The following is a 6,733-nucleotide window of genomic DNA, read 5'->3' on the forward strand; positions in this document are numbered from 1 at the left end:
GAGTCCGGCGCGTCACCCGGAGCTCCGCCGCACACGACCGCGGGGGAGCGGGGCGGTACCGACGAACGAGGAGCACGATCCTTGACCGACAACCCGTTCCTGTCCCCGAACGAGCTTCCCTACCGGCTCCCCGACTTCGCGGCCATCCGCGAGGAGCACTTCCTGCCCGCCTTCGACAAGGGCGTGGCCGAGCACCTCGCCGAGGTGGACGCGATCGTCCGCGACCAGCGGCCCCCGACCTTCGACAACACCATCGCGGCACTGGAGCGCTCCGGCGCGCTCCTGGCCAGGGTGGAGACCGTCCTGCACACCCTGGCCGGTTCCGACGCCACCGACGGCATCGAGGAGATCGAGCGGGAGGTCGCCCCCAGGGCCGCGCAGCACAGGGACGCCATCTCGCTGAACCGGGACCTGTGGGAGCGCGTTCGGCAGGTCACCACCTCCGACCCGCAGGAGGCCTGGCTGCTGGAGCGGTACCGCCTCGACTTCGTCAAGGCGGGCGCCGACCTGGACGACGACCAGCAGGCCCGGCTGCGCGAGCTCAACACCGAACTCGCCGGGCTGAGCACCGAGTTCTCCCGCAACGTGGTCCGGGCCACCCGCGAGGCCTCCCTCGTCACCGACGACGTCTCCGACCTCGACGGCCTGGACGAGGCGCACATCAGCGCGATCGAGCGGGACGGGAAGTACGTCCTGCCCCTGCTCAACACCACCGTGCAGCCCGCGCTGGCCCAGCTCACCGACCGCGCCACCCGCGAGCGGCTCTACGCCCTGAGCGCCGAGCGCGCCCCCGAGAACCTCGACATCGCCGCGCGCACGGCCGTCCTGCGCGCCGAGCGGGCCGCGCTGCTCGGCTACTCCGACCACGCGGCCTACACCGTCGCCGACCAGACCGCCAGGACCGTCGACGCGGTCGAGGAGCGGCTCGGCCAGCTGGTCGGGCCCGCCCGGCGCAACGTCGAGAAGGAGGCCCGCGCCCTGGCCGAGTACGCCGGGCACGACATCGAACCCTGGGACTGGCCCTTCTACGCCGAGCAGGTGCGCAGGGAGCGCTACGACTTCGACGACAGCGTCCTGCGCCCCTACTTCGAGCTGGGCAGGGTGGTCGAGGACGGCGTCTTCCACGCCGCGACGCTGCTGTACGGGATCACCTTCGCCGAGCGGTCCGACCTGCGGGGCTACCACGAGGACGTGCGGGTGTGGGAGGTGTTCGACCGGGACGGCTCGCCCCTGGGGCTGTTCCTGCTGGACCCCTACGCCAGGCCGACCAAGCGCGGCGGCGCGTGGATGCACAACCTGGTCGACCAGTCCTTCCTGCTGGACGAGCGGCCGGTGGTGGTGAACAACCTCAACATCACCAAGCCCGCCTCGGGCCCCACCCTGCTCACCTTCGACGAGGTCGAGACGGCCTTCCACGAGTTCGGTCACGCCCTGCACGGGCTGCTGTCGGCCGTGCGGTTCCCGCGCGTGCAGGGCACGAGCGTGCCGCGCGACTTCGTGGAGTTCCCCTCCCAGGTCAACGAGATGTGGGCGACCTGGCCGGAGGTCCTGGCCCACTACGCCCGCCACCACGAGACCGGTGAGCCGGTGCCCGCGGAACTCGTCGAGCGCCTGACGGCCGCCCGCCAGTTCAACCAGGGCTTCGCGACCTTCGAGTACCTGGCCGCGGCGCTCCTGGACTGGTCGTGGCACCGTCTGGCCCCGGGCGAGGCGGTGGAGGACCCCGCCTCCTTCGAGGCGCGCGCCCTGGAGGCCGCGGGAGCCCTGCACCCCCTGGTCCGTCCGCGCTACCGGTCCGCGTACTTCATGCACGTGTTCGCCAACGGCTACAGCGCGGGCTACTACTCCTACGTGTGGAGCGAGGTCCTGGACGCCGAGAGCGTGGAGTGGTTCACCGAGAACGGCGGCCTCACCCGCGAGGGCGGGGACCGCTTCCGGGAGAGGGTGCTGTCCGTGGGCGGCGGCGTGGACCCCATGGAGGCGGTCCGCGACTTCCTGGGCCGCGAGCCCCGGATGGAGCCCCTGCTGGCCCGCCGCGGGCTGGCCTGACCCCCGGCTGACCCGTCGGGGGTCCGGTCCGGCCCCCCGGCTGACCCGGGCCCGGGCACACCGGGAGGTGGTGTGCCCGGGCCCCTCGCCCGCGCCGCCCCGGGGCGCCGGGGTCAGCGCACGATGCGGTCGCGCGCGTCCAGCAGGGCCGCCACGAGCCGCCGCTCCCGGTCGGGGTCCAGGCGCACGATGGGGACGGAGAAGCTCAGCGCCTCCTTGGGCGCCGCCCCGCCCCCGAAGTCCAGCGCGACCGCGAAGCACCGCAGCCCGACGGTCGACTCCTGCTCGTCGATCGCGTGTCCGCGCTCCCTGACCCGCTCCAGTTCGGCCCGCAACTCCGCGCGGTCGGTGAAGGTGTGGGGGGTGCGGGCCGTGAGAGTGGGGGGCAGCAGCGCCTCCACGTCCTCCCACGGGCGCCCGGCGAGCAGCACCTTGCCCAGGCCGGTCCCCCAGCAGGGCAGTCGGCGGCCGGGGCGTGAGACGACCGCCAGGGAGTGCCGCGAGATGCAGGTCGCCAGGTAGACGATCTCGTCGCCGTCCAGACGGGCGAGGTGGACGGTCTCCCCCCACTCCTGCGCGATCTCGTTCATGACGCGCTGCGCCTGTCGCACGACGCCGTCGTGCTCGACGTAGGAGGCGCCCATCCGCAGGGCGCGGATGCCCAGGAGGTACCCCGTGTTGGAGATGTCGGGGTCCACCCATCCGCTGCGGACCAGGGTCGTGAGCAGCGCGTAGGCGCTGGCCCGGGGGATGCCGAGGTCGGCGGTGACCTCGCGCAGCGAGCGGGGCCGGTCGGCCGTGCCCAGGTACTCCAGGATCGCGATCGTCCGCTCGGCGGACTTCACCGGCCGTACACCTGTGACCTGGGGGTCCTCTGTGCTCTGAGTGATGGGTGATCTCATATCTCCCTTTTTCCACTTTGTGGCTGAGGGGGCTGCTCTTCCCCTTGACGTGATCTGAGACACCAATCTAATGTTGCCGTCCATTAGGGTAGACCGCATCTCCATACGTAGACAAGAGGCTCCCATGTCCCCCAGCCCAGCGGAACTCGCCACCTCCCTCACGGGTTTGCTCGGCTTCCCCGTCACGCCCTTCGCCTCCACGGGTGAACTCGACCTCCCCCGCTTCGAGGAGCACCTCGACGAGATGCTGGAGGCCGCTCCGGCCGCGCTGTTCGTCGCCTGCGGGACGGGCGAGTTCGCCTCGCTGACCCAGGACGAGCACCGTGCGGTGGTGCGGACGGCCGTCGCGCGCGTCGAGGGCGCGGTCCCGGTGCTGGCGGGCATCGGCGGCGGCACCCGCACCGCTCTGGAGTACCTGCGCACGGCCGAGGACGAGGGAGCCGACGGCGCCCTCGTCCTGCCGCCCTACCTCCAGGTCGGCCCGCAGGACGGGCTGCTCGCCCACTACCGCGAGCTCGTCGCCGCGGCCCGCGTCGGCCTGGTCCCCTACCAGCGCTCCACCGCGGTCTTCGCCCCCGCCACCGTGGCCGAACTCGCCCGCAGCGAGAAGATCGTGGCCTTCAAGGACGGGCACGGCGACATCGAGCTGCTCCAGCGCACCGTGACCGCGACCGGCGGCGGCCTGCCACTGCTCAACGGCATGCCCACCGCCGAGACCTTCGTCCGCGCCTACCGGGCCGTCGGAGCCGTCTCCTACTCCTCGGCCTCGCTCGCCTTCGCCCCCGCCGTCGCGTCGGCCTTCTTCACCGCGCTCGAACGCGGCGACGAGGCGACCCAGGACGAGCTGCTGCGCGAGTTCTACGTCCCGCTCGCCGAGCTGCGCGACACCACGCCCGGCTACGCCGTCTCCCTGGTCAAGGCGGGCCTGGAGCTCAGAGGCCGCTCGGCCGGACCGGTACGCCCCCCGTTGGGGGAGGTCCGTCCGCAGCACCGGGAGCGGCTGGGCCGGATCATCGACCGCGGCCTGGCGGTCGCGGCGGCCGCGTAGAGCGCCCCCGTCCCGTCGCCCGACCCATCGCGCCTCTCCCCGTCCCGGGAAGAGCCCGCACCCCCTTTCCCACCCTCCACAAGGCACACCCCGGAGAAACCCATGCCCCTCACACCCCGCCCCCCGGCGTCCGCCCGCCGTCCGGTACGGGCCGCCGGAGCCCTGGCCACGGCCGCGGCGCTCCTGGCCGGCACCGCGTGCTCGGTCGCCAACAGCGACAACGCCGCCTCCGCCGACACGCTCCGCGTCGTCCTGCCGGAGGAGCCGCCCACCCTGGAGCCCTGCGACGCCTCCCTCACCGCGACCGGCAGGGTCACCCGCTCCAACATCACCGAGGCGCTCACCGAGCGCGTCCCCGACACCGGTGAACTCGAACCCGCGCTGGCCACCGAGTGGGAGCAGACCTCCGACACCACGTGGACGTTCACCCTGCGCGACGGGGTGACCTTCCACGACGGCACGCCCTTCGACGCCGAGGCCGCGGCCTTCTCCATCGACCGCGCCGTCAACTCCGACATCGGCTGCAACGTCGACGGCTACGTCTTCGGCGACAGCGAGATCACCGTCGAGGCCGCCGACGCCACCACGCTGGAGGTCACCACGGGCGAGCCCGACCCGATCCTGCCGCTGCGGCTGTCCTTCGTCGAGGTCGTGCCCACCACCACCGACGCCGAGGGCAAGGTCCGTGAGCCCGTGGGCACCGGCCCCTACCGGATCGGCGCCTGGGAGCAGGGTTCGAGCCTGACCCTGGAGCGCTACGACGGCTACTGGGGCGAGGCGCCCGAGTTCGCGTCGGCCAGGTACGTCTGGCGCTCCGAGGGCAGCATCCGGGCGGCGATGGTCGCGCAGGGGGAGGCCGACATCGCCGTGGGGCTCGCCCCCGAGGACGGCGCCGGGGACAACGCGGTCGAGTACCCCAACAACGAGACCTCCTACATGCGCATCGACGCGACCCAGGAGCCCCTCGACGACATCCGCGTCCGCGAGGCCATCAACTACGCGATCGACAAGGAGGGCCTGGTCGCCTCGGTCTTCGCCGGTCTGGGCCAGCCCGCCGGGCAGATCGTCCCCGAGGGCGTCACCGGCCACAACCCCGACATCGAGCCCTGGCCCCACGACCCCGAACGGGCCGCGGAGCTGATCGACGAGGCGCACGCCGACGGCGTGCCCGTCGACACGACCATCACCATCATCGGCCGCAACGGCATCTACCCCCGGGCTTCCGAGGCCATGGAGGTCGTGCAGAGCTCCCTGATCGAGGTCGGGCTCAACGTGGAGATCCAGATGCTCGACGTCAACGCCTGGCTGGAGTACCTGCTGCGGCCCTTCCCCGCGGACGCGGGCCCGACGCTGCTCCAGGCCCAGCACGGCAACCAGGCCGGTGACGCGGCGTTCACGATGGAGCAGATCTACGGCTCCGAGGGCGCGCAGAGCATCCACGGCACCGAGGAGCTCGACGGGCTGATCGCCGACGCCGAGCAGGCCCAGGAGGGGGAGCGCCAGGAGGCGTTCGCCGCCGCGCTCGCCCACCAGAACGACGAGGTGGTCCGCGACGCGGTGCTCGCCCACATGACCGGCATCATGTCCGTCGCGGACGACGTGTCCTACACCCCGAACTCGGCCACCAACGACGAGCTGCGTCTCAGCGAGATCCAGCGGAACGGCTGAGGGGGTAACCGACTCCATGCTCGTCTTCCTGCGGCGCCGCATCCTGTCCAGCGCCCTGCCACTGCTCGCGGTGGTGCTGGGGGTCTTCTTCCTGGCACGGCTGACCGGCGACCCCGCCAACCTCTACCTGCCCCTGAGCGCGACACCCGAGATGCGGGCGGAGTTCGCCGCCCAGAACGGCTTCGACCAGCCGGTGTTCGTGCAGTTCCTCGACTACCTCACCCAGATCGCCCAGCTCGACTTCGGCGAGTCGCTGCGCACCGCCCAGCCCGCCGCCGAGGCCGTGCTCCAGGCGTTCCCCGCGACCCTGCAACTCGCCGGGGCCACCATGGGCATCGCCATCCTGGCGGCCGTGGTGATCGGCAGCCTGGCCGCCTACCGCCCCAACTCGCTCGCCGACCGCGTCGCCAGCTTCCTGTCGTCGGCCTCGGCCAGCGTGCCGGACTTCTGGTTCGCCATCATGGGCGTCCTGGTGTTCGCGGTGACCCTCAACTGGCTGCCCACCTCCGGGACCGAGGGGATGGGGGCGTGGGTCCTGCCGATCGCCACGCTCCTCATCCGCCCGTTCGGCGTGTTGGTCCAGGTCGTGCGCGGGTCGATGGTCTCCGCGCTGTCGGCCCCCTACGCCAAGGTGGCCCGCAGCAAGGGCGCCGACGAGAAGCGCGTCATCTTCGTCCACGCCCTGCGCAACGCGGCCGCGCCCGCCCTGACGGTCGCGGGCGACCTGACCGTGGGGATGATCAACGGCGCGGTCGTCGTCGAGACGATCTTCGGCTGGCCGGGCATCGGCAAGCTGATGATCGACTCGATCCTGCAACGCGACTTCGCGGTGCTCCAGGCGGCGGTGCTGCTGACCGCCGTGACGATCTTCGTCCTCAACATCCTCATCGACATCTGCTACGCGCTGCTGGACGCGCGCGTCCGCCAGGGGGTGACGGCATGAAGAACCCTGATTCCGCGCCGGGGAACGGCGACGACGCGGTGACCGCCGCCGAGGCGACCGCGTCGGGGGCGACCGCCGCCGAGGCGGCCGCGCCCGGGGTGGGCGCCACCGCCGCCGAGGCGG

The 6,733-nt window shown here is 72.3% G+C and carries 5 protein-coding genes; 4 read left to right on the forward strand and 1 reads right to left on the reverse strand.

Annotation, left to right across the window (positions count from 1 at the left end):
• Positions 1-81 precede the first annotated feature (81 nt).
• Positions 82-2,049 (forward strand): M3 family metallopeptidase, encoded by a 1,968-nt coding sequence (locus FYW99_RS21425; protein WP_150253810.1) that lies wholly within the window; start codon positions 82-84, stop codon positions 2,047-2,049.
• A 113-nt stretch (positions 2,050-2,162) separates the two neighbouring features.
• On the opposite strand, the gene FYW99_RS21430 is transcribed toward FYW99_RS21425, so the two are convergent.
• The gene (locus FYW99_RS21430; protein WP_223839366.1) at positions 2,163-2,894 is read right to left on the reverse strand and encodes an IclR family transcriptional regulator; all 732 of its coding nucleotides are present in this window, start codon (positions 2,892-2,894) and stop codon (positions 2,163-2,165) included.
• A gap of 181 nt (positions 2,895-3,075) precedes the next feature.
• Here FYW99_RS21430 and FYW99_RS21435 point away from each other — a divergent pair, with 181 nt between their 5' ends.
• From FYW99_RS21435 to FYW99_RS21445, 3 genes are all read left to right on the forward strand, one after another.
• Positions 3,076-3,999 (forward strand): 5-dehydro-4-deoxyglucarate dehydratase, encoded by a 924-nt coding sequence (locus FYW99_RS21435; protein WP_150253812.1) that lies wholly within the window; start codon positions 3,076-3,078, stop codon positions 3,997-3,999.
• A gap of 102 nt (positions 4,000-4,101) precedes the next feature.
• Complete coding sequence (locus FYW99_RS21440) at positions 4,102-5,667, forward strand: ABC transporter substrate-binding protein (protein ID WP_150253813.1); 1,566 nt, start codon at positions 4,102-4,104, stop codon at positions 5,665-5,667.
• Positions 5,668-5,683: 16 nt separating this feature from the next.
• Positions 5,684-6,610 (forward strand): ABC transporter permease, encoded by a 927-nt coding sequence (locus FYW99_RS21445; protein ID WP_150253814.1) that lies wholly within the window; start codon positions 5,684-5,686, stop codon positions 6,608-6,610.
• Positions 6,611-6,733: the final 123 nt, after the last annotated feature.

It is taken from the genome of Nocardiopsis deserti, assembly GCF_008638355.1.
In the GTDB taxonomy this organism is placed as follows: Bacteria; Actinomycetota; Actinomycetes; order Streptosporangiales; family Streptosporangiaceae; genus Nocardiopsis; species Nocardiopsis alborubida.